This is a genomic window from Nocardioides malaquae (genome assembly GCF_015070385.1).
Lineage (GTDB): Bacteria > Actinomycetota > Actinomycetes > Propionibacteriales > Nocardioidaceae > Nocardioides > Nocardioides malaquae.
The window spans coordinates 262,419-284,047 of record NZ_JADCSA010000001.1; the positions used below are offsets into that span (position 1 = coordinate 262,419).

Annotated in this window: 20 protein-coding genes and 1 pseudogene; 14 read left to right on the forward strand and 7 right to left on the reverse strand. The window is 70.1% G+C overall.

The annotated features are described in order from the left end of the window. The first annotated feature begins 3 nt into the window (after positions 1 to 3). The 7 genes from IEQ44_RS01240 to IEQ44_RS01270 all read left to right on the forward strand — a co-directional run bounded on the left by IEQ44_RS01240 (position 4) and on the right by IEQ44_RS01270 (position 6,605). Complete coding sequence (locus tag IEQ44_RS01240) at positions 4 to 1,602, forward strand: TadA family conjugal transfer-associated ATPase (protein WP_193636588.1); 1,599 nt, start codon at positions 4 to 6, stop codon at positions 1,600 to 1,602. Continuing rightward, complete coding sequence (locus IEQ44_RS01245; RefSeq protein WP_193636589.1) at positions 1,602 to 2,696, forward strand: type II secretion system F family protein; 1,095 nt, start codon at positions 1,602 to 1,604, stop codon at positions 2,694 to 2,696. The genes IEQ44_RS01240 and IEQ44_RS01245 overlap by 1 nt, the downstream gene beginning before the upstream one ends. Position 2,697: 1 nt before the next feature. After that, positions 2,698 to 3,633: a type II secretion system F family protein gene (locus tag IEQ44_RS01250; protein WP_193636590.1), complete on the forward strand. Its 936-nt coding sequence runs from the start codon at positions 2,698 to 2,700 to the stop codon at positions 3,631 to 3,633. Then, positions 3,633 to 5,261 carry a sensor histidine kinase gene (locus IEQ44_RS01255; RefSeq protein ID WP_193636591.1) on the forward strand — a complete coding sequence of 543 codons (1,629 nt, stop codon included), beginning with the start codon at positions 3,633 to 3,635 and terminating at the stop codon, positions 5,259 to 5,261. Before IEQ44_RS01250 ends, IEQ44_RS01255 begins: the two co-directional genes overlap by 1 nt. Positions 5,262 to 5,274: 13 nt before the next feature. Further along, on the forward strand, positions 5,275 to 5,946 hold the full coding sequence (locus IEQ44_RS01260) for a response regulator transcription factor (protein WP_193636592.1): 672 nt from the start codon (positions 5,275 to 5,277) through the stop codon (positions 5,944 to 5,946). 160 nt (positions 5,947 to 6,106) lie between these two features. Then, positions 6,107 to 6,307 carry a Flp family type IVb pilin gene (locus tag IEQ44_RS01265; RefSeq protein WP_193636593.1) on the forward strand — a complete coding sequence of 67 codons (201 nt, stop codon included), beginning with the start codon at positions 6,107 to 6,109 and terminating at the stop codon, positions 6,305 to 6,307. 88 nt (positions 6,308 to 6,395) lie between these two features. Next, complete coding sequence (locus tag IEQ44_RS01270; RefSeq protein WP_193636594.1) at positions 6,396 to 6,605, forward strand: Flp family type IVb pilin; 210 nt, start codon at positions 6,396 to 6,398, stop codon at positions 6,603 to 6,605. Here the strand turns inward: IEQ44_RS01270 and IEQ44_RS01275 are convergent. The 3 genes from IEQ44_RS01275 to IEQ44_RS01285 form a co-directional block, all read right to left on the reverse strand. After that, positions 6,583 to 7,833 (reverse strand): M48 family metalloprotease, encoded by a 1,251-nt coding sequence (locus IEQ44_RS01275; RefSeq protein ID WP_193636595.1) that lies wholly within the window; start codon positions 7,831 to 7,833, stop codon positions 6,583 to 6,585. The genes IEQ44_RS01270 and IEQ44_RS01275 overlap by 23 nt on opposite strands. A 14-nt stretch (positions 7,834 to 7,847) precedes the next feature. Then, complete coding sequence (locus tag IEQ44_RS01280) at positions 7,848 to 8,834, reverse strand: C40 family peptidase (protein WP_193636596.1); 987 nt, start codon at positions 8,832 to 8,834, stop codon at positions 7,848 to 7,850. A gap of 157 nt (positions 8,835 to 8,991) precedes the next feature. Beyond that, the gene (locus IEQ44_RS01285; protein ID WP_193636597.1) at positions 8,992 to 9,198 is read right to left on the reverse strand and encodes a hypothetical protein; all 207 of its coding nucleotides are present in this window, start codon (positions 9,196 to 9,198) and stop codon (positions 8,992 to 8,994) included. Between the two features lie 89 nt (positions 9,199 to 9,287). Here IEQ44_RS01285 and IEQ44_RS18025 point away from each other — a divergent pair. The 5 genes and pseudogenes from IEQ44_RS18025 to IEQ44_RS01305 all read left to right on the forward strand — a co-directional run. Continuing rightward, a pseudogene (locus IEQ44_RS18025) lies at positions 9,288 to 9,614 on the forward strand (DCC1-like thiol-disulfide oxidoreductase family protein); the annotation flags it as partial. Between the two features lie 177 nt (positions 9,615 to 9,791). Then, positions 9,792 to 9,971 carry a hypothetical protein gene (locus IEQ44_RS17575; RefSeq protein WP_264674416.1) on the forward strand — a complete coding sequence of 60 codons (180 nt, stop codon included), beginning with the start codon at positions 9,792 to 9,794 and terminating at the stop codon, positions 9,969 to 9,971. Next, positions 9,965 to 10,765, forward strand: a complete 801-nt coding sequence (locus IEQ44_RS01295) for an HTTM domain-containing protein (RefSeq protein ID WP_193636599.1) — start codon at positions 9,965 to 9,967, stop codon at positions 10,763 to 10,765. The genes IEQ44_RS17575 and IEQ44_RS01295 overlap by 7 nt, the downstream gene beginning before the upstream one ends. 99 nt (positions 10,766 to 10,864) lie before the next feature. Then, complete coding sequence (locus tag IEQ44_RS01300) at positions 10,865 to 14,518, forward strand: Ig-like domain repeat protein (protein ID WP_193636600.1); 3,654 nt, start codon at positions 10,865 to 10,867, stop codon at positions 14,516 to 14,518. Positions 14,519 to 14,620: 102 nt separating this feature from the next. Next, positions 14,621 to 16,402: a DEDD exonuclease domain-containing protein gene (locus IEQ44_RS01305; protein ID WP_193636601.1), complete on the forward strand. Its 1,782-nt coding sequence runs from the start codon at positions 14,621 to 14,623 to the stop codon at positions 16,400 to 16,402. Between the two features lie 25 nt (positions 16,403 to 16,427). On the opposite strand, the gene IEQ44_RS01310 is transcribed toward IEQ44_RS01305, so the two are convergent. Together IEQ44_RS01310 and IEQ44_RS17780 are read right to left on the reverse strand one after the other, a co-directional pair. Beyond that, complete coding sequence (locus IEQ44_RS01310; RefSeq protein WP_193636602.1) at positions 16,428 to 16,706, reverse strand: Lrp/AsnC family transcriptional regulator; 279 nt, start codon at positions 16,704 to 16,706, stop codon at positions 16,428 to 16,430. A gap of 59 nt (positions 16,707 to 16,765) precedes the next feature. After that, complete coding sequence (locus IEQ44_RS17780) at positions 16,766 to 18,631, reverse strand: LTA synthase family protein (RefSeq protein ID WP_193636603.1); 1,866 nt, start codon at positions 18,629 to 18,631, stop codon at positions 16,766 to 16,768. A gap of 88 nt (positions 18,632 to 18,719) precedes the next feature. Here IEQ44_RS17780 and IEQ44_RS01320 point away from each other — a divergent pair, with 88 nt between their 5' ends. Beyond that, complete coding sequence (locus IEQ44_RS01320; protein ID WP_193636604.1) at positions 18,720 to 19,343, forward strand: YgjV family protein; 624 nt, start codon at positions 18,720 to 18,722, stop codon at positions 19,341 to 19,343. 6 nt (positions 19,344 to 19,349) lie between these two features. Here the strand turns inward: IEQ44_RS01320 and trpD are convergent, their stop codons facing one another. Together trpD and IEQ44_RS01330 are read right to left on the reverse strand one after the other, a co-directional pair. Then, positions 19,350 to 20,342, reverse strand: a complete 993-nt coding sequence (gene trpD, locus IEQ44_RS01325) for an anthranilate phosphoribosyltransferase (protein ID WP_193636741.1) — start codon at positions 20,340 to 20,342, stop codon at positions 19,350 to 19,352. Between the two features lie 39 nt (positions 20,343 to 20,381). Next, positions 20,382 to 20,804, reverse strand: a complete 423-nt coding sequence (locus IEQ44_RS01330) for an Rv3143 family two-component system response regulator (RefSeq protein ID WP_193636605.1) — start codon at positions 20,802 to 20,804, stop codon at positions 20,382 to 20,384. 155 nt (positions 20,805 to 20,959) lie between these two features. Here IEQ44_RS01330 and ctaE point away from each other — a divergent pair, with 155 nt between their 5' ends. After that, on the forward strand, positions 20,960 to 21,610 hold the full coding sequence (gene ctaE, locus IEQ44_RS01335) for an aa3-type cytochrome oxidase subunit III (protein WP_193636606.1): 651 nt from the start codon (positions 20,960 to 20,962) through the stop codon (positions 21,608 to 21,610). Positions 21,611 to 21,629 lie beyond the last annotated feature (19 nt).

A 21,629-nucleotide genomic window follows, 5' to 3' on the forward strand; every position in this document is an offset into this window, starting at 1 on the left:
CCGATGAGCAACCTCTCCGAACGCCTCGCCGCCCGCCGGGCTGCGGAGGCCGCCGCAGCCGCAGCCGCCGCCCCCGCGCCCCCGGCTCCGCCTGCCGCCGGCGATGCCCCGGCCACGCCCACCGCCGCGCCTGCTGCGCCCGCGGCCATGCCGCCCGCGGCCGCCGCCCCGACGACCACCCTGCCGTCGGTTCCGGCCGCCGCGACTGCCCCGGGCGCCGCCGCCAAGCGAGCCAAGGCCTCGACGTCGCCCCTGCAGGACCGGCGTACGCCGGCGGCTGCCAAGGGTGCTGAGTCCGGCGGGGGTCGTCGTGCCCGCACGTCCGAGTCCGACCGCATCGAGGAGCTGAAGGCCTCCGTGCACGCGGAGCTGCTGCGTCAGCTCGGTCCCCAGCTCTACGACTCCAACCTGGAGCAGAGCGAGCTCGACCAGAAGGTGCGCGCCGCGCTCGCCGACGTGCTGGCCAAGCAGGACCGCCCGATCAGCGCGAGCGACCGGCAGCGGGTCACCAGCGAGATCACCGACGACATCCTCGGCTACGGTCCCATCGAGCCCTACCTGCGTGACCCCGACGTCTCCGAGGTCATGGTCAACGGGGCGCACAACATCTGGCTGGAGAAGAAGGGCCGGCTCGTCCAGGCCGAGGCCGTCTTCACCGACGAGGCGCACCTGCGGCGCACCATCGACAAGATCGTCTCGCGCGTCGGTCGTCGTGTCGACGAGTCCAGCCCCATGGTCGACGCCCGACTGCCCGACGGCTCACGTGTCAACGCGGTCGTGCCGCCGCTGGCGATCGACGGCTCGTGCCTGACGATCCGTAAGTTCGCGGCCGACCCGCTCACCGCCGACGACCTGGTGCGCTTCGGCTCCATGACGGCGAAGACGCGTGACTTCCTGGACGCCTGCGTGCGTGGCCGTCTCAACATCATCGTCTCCGGCTCCACCGGCGCGGGAAAGACGACGACCCTCAACGTGCTGTCGTCGTTCATCCCCGCCGACGAGCGCATCGTCACCATCGAGGACGCGGCCGAGCTCCAGCTCAAGCAGGAGCACGTGGTGCGTCTGGAGTCGCGCCCCTCCAACATCGAGGGCAAGGGTGCGGTCACCATCCGCGACCTGGTGAAGAACTCGCTGCGTATGCGTCCCGACCGCATCATCGTCGGTGAGGTCCGTGACGCCAGCGCGCTCGACATGCTGCAGGCGATGAACACCGGTCACGACGGCTCGATCTGTTCCCTGCACTCCAACGGTCCGCGCGACACGCTGTCGCGCATGGAGACGATGGTGCTGATGGCTGGCATGGACCTGCCCATCAAGGCCATCCGCGAGCAGGTCGCCTCCGCGGTCGACCTGATCGTGCACCAGGCCCGTTTCAAGGACGGTTCACGCCACATCACCCACGTCACCGAGGTGGAGCGGATGGAGGGCGACATCATCACCCTGCAGGACGTCTTCGTCTACGACCACTCGGCCGGCTTCGACGCCGACGGCAAGGCTCTCGGCGGACTGAAGCCGACCGGTCTGCGTCCGAAGTTCCTGGAGAAGATGGCCTACAACAACGTGACGGTCGACCCGCGGATCTTCACGGCGGGAGGCTTCTGATGCGGCGTACGTCCGTGGCCGGCGCCGCCGGTCTGCTCGCCGTCCTCCTGACGGTCAATCCGGCGACGGCCCACGCCTCCGTCATGCCCGCCACCCCGGACGGCCTGGCCCTGCCCGAGTGGGGCAAGTACCTGGCCGTGGCCCTCGTGGGTCTCGGTCTGCTCACCGGCTTCCTCGCGCTCGTGCTCACGCCGAAGAAGGCCGACCTGACCATCGAGGAGCGCGTCAGCCTCTACGCGGCCGGCGGCGATGCCCTGGCCAAGGAGGGCAACCACCGCGCGCCGCAGGTCGACCAGCTCGCCCAGTTCAAGGGGGCGGCCGAGTCGGTGCTGCGGCGCAACAAGTCGTTGGAGGAGCGGATCGCCGCCCGGCTCGACGCCGCGGGCAGCGGTTTCAAAGCCTCGGAGTGGCTCCTGCTGCACGCCGGCATCGTGGTCTTCGCCGGTGCCCTCGGCATCATCCTCGGCGGTGGCAACCTGCTGCTCGGCATCGTCTTCCTGGCGTTCGGCGTGGTCGGCCCGTGGTTCTACCTCGGCTTCCTGCGCAACCGGCGCGTCAAGAAGTTCAACGCCCAGCTGCCCGACACGCTCCAGCTGATGTCCGGCTCGCTCTCCGCCGGGCTCTCGCTCGCCCAGTCGGTCGACACGATCGTGCGGGAGGGCAGTGAACCCATGGCGGGCGAGTTCCGTCGTGTGCTGGTGGAGAGTCGCCTCGGCGTGCCGCTCGAGGACGCCATGGAGGGCATCACCGAGCGTTTCGAGAGCAAGGACTTCGGCTGGATCGTCATGGCGATCAAGATCCAGCGACAGGTTGGTGGCAACCTGGCTGAGCTGCTCGACACCGTCGCGGCCACCATCCGTGAGCGCGAGTACATGCGTCGCCAGGTCGACGCGCTCGCCGCCGAAGGCAAGATCTCGGCCTACGTGATCGGCGGCCTGCCGCCGGTCTTCGGCCTCTACCTCTTCCTGACGCAGCCGGGATACCTCAACCCCATGTTCAACACGCCCATCGGCATCGCCATGCTCGTCGGTGGCGCCGTCATGCTGGGCGCTGGCGCCTTCTGGATGAGCCGCCTCATCAAGGTGGAGGTCTGAGATGACGATGCTGCTGGTGCTCGGCACCATCCTGGTGCTGGTGTCGTTCCTGCTGGTCGGCATGGCCCTGCCCCAGAAGCAGGTCCAGGCGACGGGCGGTCTCGGCCGTTCCCTCGCTGCGTTGGAGGCCATGGGCCACGGGGATGCGGCCGAGGAGATGACGAAGGAGCTGGAGACCCCCTTCAGCGAGCGGGTGCTCGCGCCCTTCCAGGGTCGCGCTCTCGCCATCGGTCGCCGCCTCTCGGGAGCCGACAACGCCGAGCGGATCTACCGCAGGCTCGAGCTCGCGGGGAACCCCGTGGGCTGGACGGTCGACCGCGTCGTGTCGCTCAAGGTGATCGGCGCCGTCGGTGGTCTGGTGGGTTTCCTGCTCTTCTCCTTCATGCTGGACCTCTCGCTGCTGATGCGGGTCGTCTTCGTCGCCGCCGGTGTCCTGGCCGGCTACATGGGGCCGAACATGTACCTCTACCAGAAGGGGTACGACCGGCAGCTGCAGCTCGCCAAGGAGCTGCCCGACGCCATCGACCTGCTGACGATCTCGGTCGAGTCCGGCCTCGCCTTCGACGCTGCCGTCCAGCAGGTGGCCCGCAACACCGACGGTCCCCTGGCCGAGGAGTTCGCCCGAGTCCTGCAGGAGATGCAGATCGGCAACGGCCGCAGCGCGGCGCTGCGCGCGCTGGCCGACCGCACCAACCTCGAGGAACTCCGCTCCTTCGTCAGCGCCATGGTGCAGGCCGACGCCTTCGGCATCCCGATCGCCCAGGTGCTGCGGGTGCAGTCCTCGGAGATGCGCACCAAGCGCCGCCAGAAGGCCGAGGAGAAGGCCCAGCAGGTGCCGGTCAAGATGACCATCCCGCTGATCTTCTGCATCCTCCCGGTCCTCTTCGTCATCGTGCTCGGGCCGGCCGTGATCTCGATCATGGACTCCTTCGGCTGATGCGCCACCGGCCCGACCTGCAGCACGCGGGCCTGATCGAGGGCTCCCGCGCCTTCGTGCTGCTCGCCGTCGCGGCCGCCGTCGTCTGGAGCCGCGACGGCGACGCACTGTCCGGACTCCTGGCGCTGGCCACCATCTGGGTGGTCAGCTCGTGGATCATGCGGTCCGCGGTGGCCCCTGCCCTGGCGGCCTTCACCGAGGCAGCCCTGGTGGCGCTCGTCGCCGGGCTCTACCTCGACATGGCGCCGACGCTGCTGGCCTCGCTGGCTGTGCCTCCCTTCGTCCACGGCCTCATGCGCGGGTGGCGCGGGGTCGCCCAGACGCTTGCGGTGCAGGTGACGGTGCTGGCCGCGGTCGTCGCCGCGGGGGGTGGCGCACCTGACCCGCTCCAGGTGGCCGACCTCTTCACCTGGCTGGTCACCGGCCTCGGCCTGGGACTGGTCGCGAGCTTCTTCGTGTACGACTCAACCCCCGACGACGGGTCCGCCGCCTACCACGAGGCCAGGGCCCTGATCCGCGAGCTCAACACCCTCTCGGGCGACCTGGAGGGTGGACTTGATCCGATGAGCATGGGCGGCGCCCTGCTCGACCAGATCGCCGCGGAGCTGCCGTTGGCCGCCGTCGTGCTGCACGTGGAGCGTGACGGCGCCCTGCTGCCGCTGGTGAGCCGGTCGGCGACCCCGGAGGGCGAGGACGACGAGCACGACGACGAGCTCGCCGAGCAGGTGCGCCGCGACGGACGTACGCGCGTCGTCGGCCACGACTTCGCGTTTCCGGTGATCAGCTCCGGGGACACCGTCGCCGTGGTGAGTGGACGCCTGGCGCCGGGGCTCGACCTGGATGCCGACGCGATGGTCGCCGAGCTCGACGAGGTCGCCACGCACCTTGGTCCTGAGGCCCTGCGCCTCGACACCGCCCAGCTCTTCGTCGCCTTCCGCGACGCGGCCATGTCGGAGGAGCGACGGCGCCTGGCCCGCGAGATGCACGACGGCGTCGCCCAGGACATCGCGTCCATGGGCTACGTCGTCGACGCGTTGATGTCCTCGGCCTCGTCCCCGCAGCAGGAGCAGGCGCTTCGCCAGCTGCGCGACATGATCTCCCGGGTCGTGGCCGAGGTGCGTCGCTCCGTCATGACGTTGCGCACCCAGGCCGGGTCCAGCGAGAGCCTGGGGGCCGCCATCGCCACCCTCGCGCGTCACCTCAGTGACGTGTCGGGCACGCCGATCACGGTGACGGTCGACGAGCGGACCTCCCGGCTGCGTCACGAGGTCGAGGCCGAGCTCCTGCGCATCGCCCAGGAAGCCATGAACAACGCGGTGAAGCACTCGAAGGCCACCCTCATCGACGTGCAGTGCCGGGTCCAGGCGCCCCACGCCGAGATCGTGGTCGCGGACGACGGCCTGGGCCTGCAGGCGGGCCGCCGTGACTCGCACGGGCTCTCGATCATGCGCGAGCGCGCTGCCCTCATCGGCGGCGTGCTCGAGGTGCGTTCCAGCCCGTCGCGGGGCACCACGGTCAGCGTCCGCGTGGGCCACTCGCCCGACTCCCCCACTCCCTCCACCCCCGCCAGGACACCTCGTCCGCGGGGACGCAGCACCTCATCCAGCACTCCGCCTCGGGGCGCGTGACACAGGAGAACAGATGAACCAGACGACGGATGCACCCGACACCAGGACCAGGGTCCTGCTGGTGGACGACCACGAGCTGATCCGCCACGGGCTCGCCACCGCCTTCCTGCTCGACCCGGAGACCGAGGTCGTCGCCCAGGCAGGGTCGGTGGACGAGGCGCTCGACGCCTTCGAGCAGACCTCCCCCCAGGTCGTCGTGACCGACCTGCAGCTGCCCGACGGCACCGGCCTCGACATCGTGCGGGCCCTGCGCCGTGACGCGCCGAGCACCGGTCTGGTCGTGCTCACCATGCACTCGGGCGACGAGCAGATCTTCGCCGCCATGGAGGCAGGCGCGTCGGCCTTCGTCGGCAAGGACGCGCCCTCCGTCGAGGTCGTCAAGGCCGCCAAGCACGCCGCGGTGGCGCCCCGGACGTTCCTCTGTGCCGGGCTCTCGGAGGCGATGATCCGCAGGATGAGCGGAGAAACCAATCGACTCTCCGACCGGGAGCACGAGGTCCTGGTGCTCCTGGCCGACGGGCTGGGCGCCAGTCAGATCGCCACGACCCTCTTCATGAGCGAGTCCACCGCCAAGTCGCACATCACCCGGATCTATCAGAAGCTGGGCGCCAGCAACCGAGCGCAGGCGCTGGTCACGGCCATGCGCAGCGGGCTTCTCTCGTCGATGGACCCGGGGTCCCACTGACGCCCGAACATCCCATGGTCGGCATAGCCCGAAATGACTAGATGAAGGTGCCTGAACCTCCGACCGCAACACCGGGGAAAGTGCCACAGGATGGTGTCAACGGATCAGGCGAATGCCTGCCGGACCACACACAGCAGCATTCTCCGGAAGGAACCACATCATGCTTCAGTACCTCACCATCATGCTCGCCAACCAGAAGGCCAAGATGGACGAGCGCGGCGCCTCCGCCGTCGAGTACGGCCTGCTGGTCGCCGGCATCGCCGCCATCATCGTGGCCGCAGTCTTCCTGTTCGGTGGCATGGTCGAAGGCATCTTCACCGACACCCAGGCCGACATCGAAGGCGGCGGCAACGCCAACTGATCAATCGCTCCTGGCGCGGCCCCGGTCCTCGGGGCCGCGCCAGAGTCGTCTCGGCCCCCCTGCGCACGCCCCAGCCGAAGGAGTACCGGTGCCTGTTCTTCTCTTCCTCCGCGACCTGATCGCGGAGACCCGGCGCAGTGAGCGCGGGGCGTCTGCCGTCGAGTACGGCCTCCTGGTCGCCGGCATCGCCGCGGTCATCGTGGCCGCCGTCTTCCTCTTCGGCGGCGCCCTCAACGTCCTCATGGGCGATTCCTGCGGCACCATCACCTCGTTCGTCACCGGCAACGGCGACTGCTGAGCTCCGCGGGCCGCCATGACCTCGCAAGCGCAACGCGGTCCAGCACCCCGGGATGGCTCCCCCACCACAGGTGGGCCCATGACGGCGGTGTCGGGTCACTCAGCGACCTCGTCGCCAACCGGACCTGCACGTTCTCGAACGCCTCGCCGTCGTTGGTGGCGCAGAGAGCCTCGGTGTCGGCACGCACCTCGACCGCGCGACTGACCGCACTCTGCACCGGCGCCACCCCCTGATCCCCGAAGGCCAGGCAGGCCAGCAGCAGCGGCACCACCCGTGGATCCGTGCTCTCTCGCCCGCCGCGTCTCGTCCAGGCACCCAGGACGATGCCCAGCGCACCCACCGCAGCGACCGCACCCACAGCGCCCAGCGCCGTCCCGACGACCACGTCGTCGTGACGGGCGTGGGCGAGCTCGTGCGCCACGACCGCCATGACCTCGTCGGGCGCCACCTCCGCCACCAGGTTGTCGTGGAGGACGACCCGTCGGGTCTCACCGAAGCCGGAGACCCAGGCGTTGAGCGTGGTGGTGCGCCGGGAGGCATCGGCCACGACCACGTCGTCGATCGAGACCCCCTCCTGCTCGGCGACCCGGGAGATCCGGTCGCGTAGGTCTCCCTCGGGCAACGAGGTGAAGTCGTTGAAGAGTGGCTCGACGACCATCGGATGGACGTAGGAGACCGCGACGACGAGGAGCGCCGCCAGCGCTCCACCGACGAGGGTCCATGCGCGCGGCAGCCGCCGGGCCAGGCCGAGGAGGAGCAGGAGCAGCCCCACCAGCACGACGACGTCGAGCGCCCACTGGACCGCGACGTCCCGCAGGAATCCGGCGGCCGACTGCGCCGAGAGACCGACGTCGCGCCGCAGGCGCCAGGCGCCGACCCTGAGTCCGAGCGTAGCCAGGGTCTGCGCGCTGACGAAGACGGCGACCGCGAGAGCGACCCTGCTCCCCCAGCGACCGGGGAGACGGTCGACGAGGCGCCGTCCCCGAGCAGTGAACCCGAGCAGTGCGGCAACGAGGAGGGAGACCGCCAACGAGCTCCAGCTCCACGCCCGGGCCCTGACGGAGTAGGCCTCAGCGGCGGCGATCTGGTCGAGGCTGAAGAGCTCCCCAGGCGACACCGTGACGCCTCCCGGGCCGGAGGCCCAGGGAACCAACCACAACGCGAGTCCTGCCAGCACGCAGAGCGCGAGGGCCGTCTGGACGACGGCGAGCCGGCGCTGCGTACGCACGAGAGGACCCTCGGTCAGCCGGGGCGGACGGCTCCCACGTAGGGCATCGAGAAGACGCCGTCGATCCGCACGCCCTTGCTCGGGTTGGCCGCGTGGACGATCTGACCATTGCCGATGTACATGCCGACGTGGCTGATCGGGCTGTAGTAGAAGACCAGGTCGCCGGGCTGCAGGTCACCCTGCGAGACGCGGGCGCCGGAGGAGAACTGCGCCGAGGAGGAGTGCGGGAGACCGACACCGGCCTGAGCCCAGGCCATCATGGTCAGCCCCGAGCAGTCGTAGGCGTTGGGGCCCACTGCTCCGTAGACGTAGGCGTCACCGACCTGCGCGAGGGCGGCCTTGACGGCGACCGCGGCACGACCGGAGGCGGGGACGTCGGACGGCACCCGGCCGTGGTCACGGGAGGCAGCCACCTCCTCATGCTCCTCGGCCTCGAGGCGGGCCAGGAGGCGCTTGGCCTGGGCGAGCTTGGTCTCGACCGCACCCTTCTCCTGCTCGAGCGCCTCGGTGGTCTCCGCGATCCGGTCACGCTGCTCACCGGCAGCCGCCTGGCGCAGCCCCAGGGCCTCGGCCTCGGTGGAGAACTCCTCGAGAGCGTCGTCCTGCAGGTCGCCGAAGGCCTGCATCGTCGTCAGCTGACCCAGGAAGCTGCTGGGGTCGTCCGCGACCACCACCTGGCCGAGGGTGGAGACACCCTCACCCTGGTACTGACGGACGATGAGGTCGCGCACCTCACCCTGCACCTCGGCGAGGCGACGACCCTGCCGCCGCTCGTCGGCTCGGAGGGCCTTCAACTCGGAGTTGAGTCCTTCCAGCCGGAGCGCGGCGTCGTTGTACCGCTCCTGCGCCTGCTCAGCCTGGTGGTAGAGGCGCTCGACCCTGTCGCGGACGTCGTCGACGTCGGGCTCCGCCTGGGCGGGACCGACCGAGAAGGCCGTCGCCACTGCCAGGAGTCCAAGAAACGCCGTTGCCTTGCCGCGTCGATTCCGGCCGTGAGTCACGATCGGTCCGTCTCCTCGGTGTCGTCCAGGCCCGGCAGTGCCGGGTCCCTCGTCCGCCCGGACGGGGACGAGGACCGACTCAGGTTAGCCCGACCCGGCGATCCGACCCAAAGCCTGTCCACATGTGTGACTCGGCTCACACCGGGTCATGTCGCTGTCAGGCGGACTCCACCGTCGGACCCGGCACGGACCGCACCATCCGCAGCGGCGGAACCAGCCCTCCCCCCGCAAGTGCCTCGAGAGCGGCGTGCTCGTCATCCTCGAGAAGGAGCTCCCGGGGCGGCCCGAGCAGGACCGTCACCACACAGTCATGGCAGTGCAGTCCGCGGACCACACACGTGTCGCAGTCGATTCGCGTCGTCATGGGAGCGACTCAAGCAGCAGACTCCGACACCTTTGATGGGAAGACCGAAACGGCCTCCAGCCGGCGTGTCGTGCCGCCATGCTGGGTGCATGGCGTCCCTCTCCTCCACCCCGCTCCTCGTCTTCGACGGCGACTGTGGCTTCTGCGCGAAGTCGGCCCTCTGGCTCACCCGCCGGGGCGACGCCCACGCACGGGCGGCACACTCTCTGGCCCTCTCCGATCAGGACGCCGCGCGGACACTGGTGGCCGCCGGATGGATGGTGGACGGGGAGTTCCGCGCATGGGGGGCTTCGGCGATTGCGGCGGCTTTGCGGCATCGGGGTGGCGCGTCGGCCCTCCTGGGCCTGTTACTAAGACTGCCCGTCCTCCGCGTGATATGCGACATGGTCTACGCCTGGGTGGCGCGTCACCGACATCAAATGCCTGGGGCCACCGACCAGTGCCGGATGGATCCGTCACCACCGTCGACTCCATGGAAGAAACGGGCTCTCGCTCTGGTCATCGCTGCACAGATCCTGGTTCCGGCGCTGGCCCTGACTCACCCTCCGAGCCGGTTCGGGTTCCAAATGTACTCGGGTCTAGGGGGCACGGAGGTGAAGGTCCGCGACGCCGCAGGCCGACGCCTGACGGTGGACGCTAGTTTGTTGGCAACTTCCTTACGCGCAGACCTGCCCTACAGCCTCACGCTGCCTGAATTCCTCTGTACGCGCGTGGCGGGGGCGACGACCGTCACCGTCAAGGACGCCGACGACCAACGGAGCGTCAGGTGCTGAGTCCCCAGCGGTCACTGAAGCTCGCGCGGATGGGACTCGGGGTTGCAACGTTCGTCATCGCACTGGAGAGCTGGGTGCTCCTGCGCCTCGTTGCTGAAGGCCGGTATGCCATGCCCGTCTTCTCGTGGGTGCCGCCCCCCACCGAGACGACTGTTTCCGTCTATCTGGTGATGGCGATCTTGTCTGCCGTCGCCATCACATTGGGCTTCCACGTGACGACCGCGTCCGTGGTCTCCACGGCGCTCAGCTGCCTTGTCCTGGTATGGGACCAGCAGACCTTCAGCAATCATCTCTGGCTCGCCCTCGTCATGGTCGCATTGCTCGCTCCGGCGCACGCCGGGGCGAGTCCGCGTGCTCTGGGTGTCTCCGGCACAGCACCCCTCCCCCAATGGCCCCTGACGCTGATGAAGGCGCAGCTTTCGGTCTGCTACGCCTTCGCGGCGCTGAGCAAACTCAACCCTGCCTTCCTCAGCGGGCACCCGCTCGCCGAATGGATGAGGTGGGACCTGGCTTGGTTGCCAGCGCTCGTCCTCTCAGTGGCCACGGTAATAGTCGAACTCTTCCTGGCAGGGGGGCTCTGGTTTCACAGATCACGCCGCCTCGCCGTGCTCCTCGGGTTCGGCCTCCACGCCTCGATCGTGGTCATGATCGGGCAAGAGACGCTCGCGCTCATCGCCTTCTCGATCACCTGCATGTGCCTCTACCCATTGTTTCTCACGTCCGGCGCCTCCAGCGGTAGGGGCGTGACGACGTCGCTGCCCTCGCAGTCACGGACATCCGGCCGCCCCTTCTAGTCACAACGGGCCATCTGCTCCTGAACCCCCACGGCGTCCTGCTACGCGTCCTAACCTCGGAGGCGCGCTGTGTCGCCAGATGAGAGAGAGCACCCACCCATGTCACGGACCCGGGCCCGGACCACCACCCTCACCGCGAGCTTCGCGCTGGCCGTACTGGCGGCGTCGGCCACGACACTGCCCGCCGCCACCGCGGCCGCGCCCGGCCAGCCCGGTGGCCTGCTCGCCGACACCCCCAACAGCACCACCACGGTGCTCTCGTGGGACCGCGAGCCCAGCGCGGTGAGCTACCTGGTCGAGGTCGACGAGGACTCCGGCTTCCGGTCCCCGGAGTTCAGCCAGACGACCACCAACGTCTCCGCCGTGCCGAGCACCGTGCTCAAGGCCGGCACCAACCACTGGCGGGTGCGGGCCACCAACCGCGACGGCACCTCGGAGTGGGCCGTCGGCTCCTTCGTCCGGCCCGACCCCCTCGTGCCCCAGCTCCAGGCGCCCGCGGACAACGCCATCCTCAGCCAGCCCGACGACCCGCCGCTGCTGCAGTGGGGCTCCGTCCAGGGCGCCAAGTCCTACACGGTCGAGATCGACGACGCCGAGGACTTCATCGGCGCGAAGAAGTGGACCACCTCGACCACGTCCTTGGTGCCCGACGCGGCCCTGCAGCTGGGCCGGTGGTACTGGCGCATCACCGCGGTCGACTCCGGCAACCAGCTGAGCGCCCCCTCCACACCGCGTTCGTTCACGATCCCCTCCCTGCCGGCACCACGCCTGGTCTCCCCCGTCAACAGTGCCAACGAGCTGGTCGAGGACGTCGTGCTCGACTGGGCGCCCGTGCCCGGTGCCTCGTCCTACGAGCTCCAGGTGGCCACCAACTCCGGCTTCGAGAGCAGCGACATCATCGAGGACGTCCGAAGCATCCGTGGCACCCGGTGGTCACCGCCCCGCGGGCTGGACAACGACCAGTACTACTGGCGCGTCCGGGCGGTGGACCCGGGCGGCGCCCCGTCCGCGTGGGCGGCGTCGCCGAACAACTTCGACCGGCAGTGGCCCGACCGCCCCTGGCCGGTGGCTCCCGCGCAGCCGGGCTTCCCGGAGTACCCGAGCGACTTCGACACCGAGGACCCCGGTCACCGGAACCATCCCTTCTTCACCTCCGGGACCTACCAGCGCAACTACAACCCCGATGCCCTGCCTCCGGCCACGATGGACAGTCGTGCGCCCTACGTGCAGTGGACGCCGGTGCAGCACGCCAGCTACTACGAGCTGAACCTCTCGACCGACCCGAACTTCTCCCTCGCGAAGTCGGTGACCTGCCAGACGGCGGGTACCACCTACACCCTGCAGAACTACGGTCGCGAGCAGCGCTGCCGGCTGACCGGCACGGCTGGCGAGTCGAGCACCTGGTACTGGCGAGTCCGTCCGATCGACGGTCCCGGGCCTGCCGCACTGCGACGCGGGATCAACGGCCTCTGGTCCCCCGCCCAGAAGTTCACCTGGACGACCCCCGTGACGCCCGCCGACACCGAGCGCGCGCCCCAGCCAGTGACCGGGTTGCGGATCGCGCTCGACGGTCTCTCCCTGGCGGAGCGACGCGGCTGCGACCTGCTGCTGGACACCACCTCCAACATGTCGCGGTGCCCGGAGGTGCCCACCACTCCGGTCTTCTCGTGGGAGGCCTCTCCTGACGCGGCCTACTACATGCTCTACGTCTCCTACGACCGCAACTTCACCAACCTGGTGCACAAGGCTCTTCGCCGCGACGACATCCCGTCGACCTCGGGCACGAACTACGCCTTCACCATGCACGGGCCCGAGCCCCAGACGTTGGCCGACAACACCTCCGGCGTGCCCTACTACTGGCACGTGCGCCCCTGCACGATCTCCCACGTCTGCGGTCCGGACCCCGTCTCCTCGGCCACCAGCCTCGCGGTCAACGCCTTCAAGAAGGTCTCCCCGCAGGTGCAGACCACGGCGACCCCGGCCACGGTGGACACCAGCGAGGTCACCTTCGCGTGGGAGGACTACCACCGGACCAACCAGCAGCACTGGGTCACCCGTGACGGCGCACCCTCCTGGTCCGCGACCTACCACCGGCGCCCCACCAACGGCTTCATCAACCCGCGCGACCTCAGCAACCAGAGCGCCATGCGCTACCGCATCCGGGTGGCGACCGACGAGAACTTCAACAACGTCATCGACGACCAGCTCGTCGACCAGACCACCTACACGGCCGTCACCAAGCTCTACCCCGAGGGCCCGAAGTACTGGAGGGTCACGGCCCTGGACAACGCCGGCAACGAGCTGAGCGCCTCGACGACGCGCAGCTTCGTGAAGGCGAGCGCCACCGTGCCGACGCTGACGCCCGCCGCCAACTCGTCGGTGGCTGGCACCACGCCGTTCCGCTGGAAGGGCCTGCCGTTCACCGGTGAGTACGAGGTCGAGGTTTCGCGCAACGACCCGCAGTTCTCGTCCGTGAACCGCCAGTTCCTCGCCAAGACCTGGGCCACGGCCTACACGCCGCTCACCCCGCTCCCGGTCAGCGACCAGCCCTACTACTGGCGGGTGCGTCGCGTCGATGCCTCGAAGAACCCCACGACCTGGAGCCAGGGCGTGCCCTTCCGGGTCGCCTCGACCGGCGTCGTGCTGGTGGGCCCCGGCGACGGCAGCACCCAGGCCCCGAACGGTCCGCTGCTGAGCTGGCAGCCCCTGACCGAGGCCACCACCTACCTGGTGGAGGTCAAGGACGCCACGGGCCGTGTCGTGGCCAGCCAGGTCACCCCCGCGACGGGCTACGCGCCGGTCCGGTCGCTGGCCGCTGGCCGGTACACCTGGTCGGTCACCGCCCGCAACAGCGACGGCAGAGCGCTGGCTGCCCCGTCGACCCGCAGCTTCGTCGTGGACACGACCCTGGTCGCCACCTCGGCGCCCGTGATCGCCCACGACACCGCACGGCCCCAGGTCGGCAGCGTCCTCAGCGTCGCCCCCCTCACCTGGAACCGCCCCGGCGTCCGGGAGTCCTACGTCTGGCTGCGCAACGGGTCCGCGATCCGCGGCGCCACCTCGTCGACCTACACCGCGACCGAGGCCGACTTCGACAAGCAGGTCTCCGTGCGGGTGAAGGGCTCGCTGCCCTCGCACGCCGACACCGAGGTCACCAGCGCACCGGTGCTGATCGGGCCCGGAGCGGCGGTCGTCGCCTCCGCGCCGCCGCAGATCTCGGGCACCGCCCAGGTCGGCCAGCGCCTGACGTCCACGGCCGGGTCGTGGCCGGACCGCACCAAGGTCACCTACGAGTGGCTGCGCAACGGGTCGCCGATCACCGGCGCCACCGCCAGCAGCTACACCCTGCAGGCGGCGGACGCGACGACCCGCGTCTCGGTGCGTGTCACCGGCACGCTGGCGGGACGGGCGCCCGGCACCGCGACGTCCTCGACCGTGAGCGTGGGCAAGGCCAGGTCGACGACCACCGCCACCGTCTCGCCGAAGACGGTCAAGCGCGGCGCCAAGGTGCGCATGACCGTCACCGTGAAGGTGCCCGGCGTCGCCCGGCCCACGGGCAAGCTGATCGTCAAGGTGGGCAAGAAGAAGATCAAGACGGTCAAGCTCAAGGCGGGCAAGAAGGGCAAGGTCACCTTCACCCTGCCGGCCAAGAAGCTCCGGAAGAAGGGCAAGTACCGCCTCGTCGTGCAGTACAAGGGCACGACCAAGATCGGTGGCTCGAAGTCGAAGAAGGTCGTGTTGACGGTCCTCTGACCGTGACCTCCTGACATCCGTGGGGCCCGCTCGCCACCTGGTGGGCGGGCCCTCGGCGTTTCCGCGGCAATCCTGTCGGCGCCCACACCTAGCGTCGTCGTCATGAGCACGGCCGTCGACCACTTCTCCCCCGCACTCCCTCTCGCCTGGGAGGCACAACAGGGGTTCGACGACCTCGGGCGTCCACTCAGCGACATCACCTTCACCGTGGTCGACCTCGAGACCACCGGGGGCTCCCCCGCGCTCGGGTCGATGATCACCGAGGTGGGCGCGGTCAAGGTGCGCGGCGGCGAGGTCCTCGGGGAGTTCCAGACGCTCGTCGACCCGCAGTCGTCCATCCCGGTGGCCATTCAGGCCCTGACCGGGATCACCGACTCGATGGTCGCGGGCCGTCCGGCGATCAGCTCGGTCCTGCCGGCCTTCCTGGAGTTCGCGGCGGGCACGGTGCTGGTGGCGCACAACGCGGCCTTCGACGTCGGGTTCCTCAAGCACTTCGCCAAGGAGCTGGGCCATCCGTGGCCGCGCTTCGAGGTCCTCGACACGGTCAAGCTGGCGCGGCGCCTCGTGCCGCGTGACGAGGCACCGAACTGCAAGCTCGGCACGTTGGCCCAGCTCTTCAACGCGACGACCACCCCCAACCACCGGGCCCTGGCCGACGCCCGGGCGACGGTCGACGTGCTGCATGCCCTGATCGCCCGGGTGGGCGGCCAGGGAGTGCACACGCTCGAGGAGCTGCGGGCGTGGAGCACCAAGGTGAGCCCGGCCCAGCGCCGCAAGCGCCACCTCGCGGACGGACTGCCCTCGTCCCCCGGCGTCTACCTCTTCGTCGACGCCACGGGACGCGTGCTCTACGTCGGCACCTCGAAGGACGTGGCCAGGCGCGTCCGCACCTACTTCACCGCCTCGGAGACCCGCAGTCGGATGGGCGAGATGGTCGCCGTGACCGAGGAGGTCCGGGCGGTGGAGTGCGCCTCGCCGCTCGAGGCCCAGGTGCGCGAGCTGCGCCTCATCGCGCAGCACAAGCCGCCCTACAACCGGCGTTCGAAGTTTCCCGAGAAGGAGTGGTTCCTCAAGCTGACCACCGGACCGTGGCCCCGGCTCTCCGTCGTCCGGTCGGTGCGCGACGACGGGGCGTCCTACCTGGGCCCCCTGTCGTCACGGAAGGTCGCGGACCGGTGTCTGGCGACGCTGCACGATGTCTTTCCCCTGCGCCAGTGCTCGCAGAACCTGCGCCCGGAACCGACCGGGGTGGCCTGTGTGCTCGCCGAGCTCGGCCGCTGTCTCTCCCCCTGCGACGGCTCGGTGGATCGGGCCTCCTACGACGCCGTGGTCGAGCAGGTGCGCAACGTCCTCACCTCCGACCCCGGCCCCGTGGTGGACCGGGCCCGCTCCGTCATGGATGAGTACGCCCGTGCCGAGCGCTTCGAGGAGGCGTCACGCCGCCGTGACTTGCTCGCCACCTTCCTGCGGTCGGTGGCCCGTTCCCAGTCCCTCTCCGCCCTCGCGGCCTGCCGGGAGATCGTCGCGGCACGCCGTGAGGAACGCGGCTGGACCGTGCACGTCGTCCGCCACGGGCGTCTCGTGGCCGCCGGCGTCATCCCGGCGGGCGCCGACGCCCACCGGTTCGTGGACCAACTGGTCGCCGGCGCCGAGACCGTGGTGCCCCCGATCGGACCGGCGGCGTGCGCGAGTGGCGAGGAGAGTGCCCTGGTGCTGCGGTGGCTGGAGACCCCGGGGACGCGCCTGGTCCGCGTCGACGGCACCTGGAGCTCCCCGGCCGCTGGCGCGGGACGCCACCGCGACCTCGTCACCTCCCTCGAGGCCTCCCGCCTCTCGGCGACCGCGTTCGACGAACGGCGTCAGCCTCGGGTCGCTGCCGTGTGAAGCAGTGAGCGGCGAGGGGCCCGAGTCAGTCGAGGCCCAGGGAGAAGGCCGACTCCAGGTCGTGCCGGGAATAGGCGCGGAACGCGATGTGCGTCTCCGTCTCGGTCACCCCGGGCACCTTGTTGAGCCGGTCGGCGACCACCTCCGCGATCTCCTCGTGGCGTCGCACCCGGATCAGGGCGATCAGGTCGATCTGGCCGGTCACCGAGTAGACCTCGCTGACTCCCTCGAGGGCGGCGATCTCCTGCGCCACCTCAGGGATGCGAGCGACCTCGGCGTTCACGAAGACGATGGCGGTGATCATGGGGACACGGTAGCGAACCCGGCCGCCACGGCCCGGCGCCGCGTGGGTCGCCCCGCGGCTCACTCGTCGGCTGCGTACCAGAGCTCGTCGAGCGCGTGGCGCTCCCCGATCGAGAAGTCGTACTGCACGAGCCTCAGGTCCTCCAGCAGCTCCTGCTGGGCCTCGGTCAGGTCGTGCTCCTGGACGCGTTCACCCTCGGGGGTGACGATCCCGTCGTGGCGCACCGTGCCGATCTCCTCCTGGACCCGGGAGAGCAGCACGAACCACGGCGGCAGGTCGGCCCCGAGCTTGCGGAGGGCCAGCGGGAGCGCCGCGGTGGGCGGCACGAGCCCCTGGGGTCCGATCGACCGGCTGGAGGCGGAGTCCCAGACGAAGAAGGGGGTGCGGAAGAGGTTGAGCCCCTCCTCGTCCCTCGTGCCCGGGTCGAAGATCGAGGGGTAGTGGTCACCGAAGTGCACCACGATGGTGCGCTCGTCGGACTCCTCGAGCTCATCGAGGAAGTCACCGAGCGCCCGGTCGGTGAGCTCCAGCCCCCGGGCCCACTGGCCCACGGTCGCGGCCCGGTCGGGGTCGTCACCGCTGACCTCGACCGGGTTGCGGTAGAGGTTGGTGAACGGGAGGTGGTTCTGCATCGTGACGAGGTGGACGAGCATCGGATCGTCACTCTCCGTCAGGTGGCGGGTCACCTCGGCGTAGGCGGTGGCGTCGGAGACGTATCCGCGGCGCGTCAGGCGTTCGGGGTCCTCGATGTCGTCGACGGTGCGGAACGCCTCGAAGCCGAAGATGTCGTAGACCTGCGGGCGCCGGTACATGTCGCTGCGGAAGGGGTGGACGGCGACGGCGCGGTGTCCCAGCGAGCGCAACCAAGCTGCCGCGTTGGGATAGTCGGAGTGCCGGGTCACGAACTGCTGGTAGGGCGCGTGGATCTGGCCACGGAAGAGACCCAGCGCCTGCCCGGTCAGCACCTGGAACTCCATGGCGGAGGTCCCGCTCCCGAAGAACTGCGCCATCATGTGCCCGCCGTCGCGCTCCATGAGGCTGCGTACGGTCGGCAGCACGTCGCGCTGCACGGTCACGTCCTCGATGAGGCTGGGGTCACCCATCGTCTCGCTCAGCACCACCACCACGTTGGTGTCGGCCAGGACCTCGGGGTCCGCCTCCGCGTTGACCCGCTCCGCCTCTGCGCGCCACCGCGCGGCGAGCTCCGCCATCGCCTCCTCGCTGTAGCCCGCGGGCTGCGCCATCGGGGAGACGGGAAGGTTGTAGAGCAGACCGCCGACGAAGCCGTTGGCGCGATAGTTGTCGGCCTGCGACCAGCTCCGCCACAGCGCCCCGCTCTGCTTGTAGCCCTCCCGCAGCGGGTTGAAGGGTTCGTTGAAGCCGGAGGCGACGAGCGCGAACGCCAGGAAGCCGACGACCCACGTGCCTCGGAAGGCCCACCACCAGCGACGGTGGGGATGCTCACGGGAGATCCCGGGTCGGTGCCTGCCGACGCGTCGCAGCAGCAGCCACAGGGCGCCCGCGAGGAGCGCCAGCCCCGCGACGGCGGCGAGCACCGCCCGAAGCCCCACCATCTCCACCATGAAGATCGGGTCGCGCAGGAACTCGACGTCGCTGAGGAAGAGGGGGACGTCGAGCAGCGCCATGCGGGTGGCGTTGAGGACCGCCAGGGCCGTGCTCACCGTGAGCGCTCCGACCACGACGACGCGCAGCCGACCCGCCAGGCCGTACAGCGCCAACAGCAGGAGCCACACCACGCCCAGGCCGATCAGCCCCGGGCCGCGCGTGAGCGGCTGGGGCTCCTCCAGCCGCAGCGAGACGGCCAGCAGCGCGTCACAGACCACCGCGCACGCCAGGGTGGCCGCCAGCACCCACGCCGCGTGGCGCCACACGCTCGGGTGGAGCGTCCCCTCGTCCTTCTGCACCGGTGAAGCGTAGGCCGCGACACCTCGACGCGGCAGGCAGACGTGCGGGAGACGCCTGTGCGTGTGGCGGACTGCATACACTCCGCCCATGGACTGGGTCAGCGACCACTGGCTCGACGCCGTCGGGTGGGGCGGCAGTGTCCTGCTCGTCTACTCGCTGCTCCAGTCACGGGTGCTGAGGCTGCGGTGGCTCAATCTGGCTGCCTGCGTGCTGCTGGTCGTCTTCAACGCCGCCATCCAGGTGTGGCCGATGGTGGCCATGAACGTGGCGTTGAGCCTCATCAACCTCTGGTACATCGTCCGCCTGACCCGGCAGCGCCACGACGAGTCTGCGTTCACGGTGATCGAGGTCGGCCCGGGCGATGCCTACCTCGCCCACGTCCTGCAGGTCCACGGCGGGGACATCGCCCGCTTCCAGTCCGACTTCGACGCCTCCACGCTCGTCGGCAGCCGTTGTTTCCTCGTGCAGCACGGCGACGAGACCGCCGGCGTCGTGGTCCTCCGGGTGGTCGGTGACGAGGCGCGGGTCGTGCTCGACCACGTGACGCCACGGTTCCGGGACTTCTCACCCGGGGAGTTCGTGTGGCGCCGCAGCGGACTGCTGCGCAGCGCGGGAGTCTCCCGGGTCGTCACCCACCCCGGAACGCTCGACCCCTACTACGACCACGTCGGCTTCCGACGAGAAGGCGACGCGTACGTCCTGGAGCTGTGAGCCGGGTCAGGCAGTTGCCGTGATCCACCGCTCGAGCAGCGTCGCGGCCGAACCGTCGTCGAGCACTGCGCGCGCCCGCGCGATGCCGCGGGACAGACGTTCCTCGACCGTGCCCTCGGAGGCGGCGGCGTAGACCGCCAACGCGGCGCCGGCGTTGAGCACGACCGCGTCGCGGACGGCGCCGGGTCGGCCGGCGACGAGGTCGCGTACGACCTGGGCGTTGTGGGCGGGACTCCCACCGCGCAACGCCTCGGCGTCCGAGAGCTCGATGCCGTGGTCGGTGGGGTCGACCCGGTGGACGGAGACGACACCGCCGTCGACCGCCCACAGCGTCGAGGTGGTCGTGGTCGTGAGCTCGTCGAGGCCGTCGTCACCCCGGAAGACCCAGGCATCCACGCCGCGGCGGGCGAAGACCTCCGCCATGATCGGCGCCATCCGGGCGTCCGCGCACCCGATCGCCTGGGCGGCGGGTCGCGCGGGGTTGGAGAGGGGACCGAGGAAGTTGAAGGTGGTCGCCACACCCAGCTCGCGACGAGGCACGGCCGCGTGCCGCATCGCGGGGTGGAAGGCGGCGGCGAAGCAGAAGGTGATGCCGACCTCGTCGGCGATGCCGGCGACCCGGTCGACGGGCAGGTCCAGCCGGATGCCCAGCGCCTCCAGCACGTCGGCCGACCCGCACTCGGACGATGCCGAGCGGCTGCCGTGCTTCACGACCTTGGCCCCGGCCGCGGCCGCGACGATCGCCGACATGGTCGAGATGTTCACCGACATGGAGCGGTCGCCCCCGGTGCCGACGATGTCGAGCAGGCGCCCCGGCACGTCGATCGGGTTGCCGGCCGCCAGCATGGCGTCGGAGAGGCCCTGGACCTCGTCGACGCTCTCACCCTTGGCGCGCAGCGCCACGGCGAACCCGGCGATCTGGGCCGGGGTGGCGCTGCCCTCGAGCACCTCGTTCATCGCCCAGGAGGCCTGGGCACGACTCAGGTCGGTCCCACCCATCAGTGCGGTGAGGACCTCGGGCCAGGTCGAGCCCACGGCTCAGGCGGACGCGGGGACGCGGGGCGCCAGCAGGGCGGCCACGGTCTCGGCCAGCTGGATCGGGTCGATCGGGTGCGGCACCGCCGCCTCCGCCCGCGACCACGTGGCGAGCCAGGCGTCCTGCGGGCGGCCGGTCAGCACGAGCACCGGCGGGCACTCGTGGATCTCGTCCTTGAGCTGCTTGGCGATGCCCATGCCACCGGACGGCACCGCCTCACCGTCGAGGATGGCCAGGCTGATGCCACCGGCCTCCATGTTCTGGATGACGACGGGCTGGGTGGCGACCTCCACGTACTCCACCTCGGGGAGCTCGGGGTGCGGTCGCCGGCCGAGGGCGAGGATGACCTGCTGCCGGGTGTCGATGTCGTCGGAGTAGACGAGGACCTTCAGCGAGGAGGGCTTCGGGGCGGTCTGGTCAGTCACGCTCGCGACTCTACCGCCCGCCCCGCGCCGAGGGCATCCGGGCGGCACGGACGAGACGAACGCACCGGGCCCGGCGAGGCGATCGGGGGCCCCGCGACACCCCGAACGCCCAAAGTACGGGGGTGGGGGTGCCCTGTGGTCCGGGTGAGTCCATAATGTCTCTCGTGGCGACAGCAACGACGGCTATTCCGGCATCCCGACTTCACGGGCATCACGACCGACCCTCGATGGTCAGCGTGGGCACGATCGTCTGGCTCTCCAGCGAGTTGATGTTCTTCGCGGCTCTGTTCGCGGCGTACTTCACGATCCGCGCGGTGAGCCCCGAGCTCTGGGCCCAGGAGACCGCACTCCTCAACGTGCCGTTCGCGGCCGGCAACACGAGCATCCTCGTGCTGTCGTCCGTGGCCTGCCAGATGGGTGTCTTCGCGGCTGAGCGTGGTCAGGTGGGCCGCACCGGCTCCCTGCTCAACGTCAAGCTGTGGGGACTGCGTGAGTGGTTCATCCTGACCTACGTCATGGGCGCGATCTTCGTCGCGGGACAGGCGCTCGAGTACGTCGAGCTCGTGCACCACGGCGTGACGCTGCAGGACTCGGCCTACGGGTCGGTCTTCTACCTGACCACCGGGTTCCACGGGATCCACGTCATCGGTGGACTCGTCGCGTTCCTCTTCGTGCTCGGACGCACCTACATGGCGCGCCGCTTCACGCACGAGCAGGCCGTCAGCGCCATCGTCGTGTCCTACTACTGGCACTTCGTCGACGTCGTGTGGATCGCGCTGTTCGCAGCGATCTACCTCATCCAGTGAGTCCCGTTCCGGATCTGAA

What these genes read in the sequence shown, in the direction of transcription:
- IEQ44_RS01245 (WP_193636589.1), top strand. Translation starts at nt 1,602, where the DNA reads ATGCGGCGTACGTCCGTGGCCGGCGCCGCCGGTCTGCTCGCCGTCCTC.
- IEQ44_RS01300 (WP_193636600.1), top strand. Translation starts at nt 10,865, where the DNA reads ATGTCACGGACCCGGGCCCGGACCACCACCCTCACCGCGAGCTTCGCG.
- IEQ44_RS01305 (WP_193636601.1), top strand. Translation starts at nt 14,621, where the DNA reads ATGAGCACGGCCGTCGACCACTTCTCCCCCGCACTCCCTCTCGCCTGG.
- IEQ44_RS01310 (WP_193636602.1), bottom strand. Translation starts at nt 16,706, where the DNA reads ATGATCACCGCCATCGTCTTCGTGAACGCCGAGGTCGCTCGCATCCCT.
- IEQ44_RS01255 (WP_193636591.1), top strand. Translation starts at nt 3,633, where the DNA reads ATGCGCCACCGGCCCGACCTGCAGCACGCGGGCCTGATCGAGGGCTCC.
- IEQ44_RS01265 (WP_193636593.1), top strand. Translation starts at nt 6,107, where the DNA reads ATGCTTCAGTACCTCACCATCATGCTCGCCAACCAGAAGGCCAAGATG.
- IEQ44_RS01285 (WP_193636597.1), bottom strand. Translation starts at nt 9,198, where the DNA reads ATGACGACGCGAATCGACTGCGACACGTGTGTGGTCCGCGGACTGCAC.
- IEQ44_RS01250 (WP_193636590.1), top strand. Translation starts at nt 2,698, where the DNA reads ATGACGATGCTGCTGGTGCTCGGCACCATCCTGGTGCTGGTGTCGTTC.
- ctaE (WP_193636606.1), top strand. Translation starts at nt 20,960, where the DNA reads ATGTCTCTCGTGGCGACAGCAACGACGGCTATTCCGGCATCCCGACTT.
- IEQ44_RS01240 (WP_193636588.1), top strand. Translation starts at nt 4, where the DNA reads ATGAGCAACCTCTCCGAACGCCTCGCCGCCCGCCGGGCTGCGGAGGCC.
- IEQ44_RS01260 (WP_193636592.1), top strand. Translation starts at nt 5,275, where the DNA reads ATGAACCAGACGACGGATGCACCCGACACCAGGACCAGGGTCCTGCTG.
- IEQ44_RS01320 (WP_193636604.1), top strand. Translation starts at nt 18,720, where the DNA reads ATGGACTGGGTCAGCGACCACTGGCTCGACGCCGTCGGGTGGGGCGGC.
- trpD (WP_193636741.1), bottom strand. Translation starts at nt 20,342, where the DNA reads ATGGGTGGGACCGACCTGAGTCGTGCCCAGGCCTCCTGGGCGATGAAC.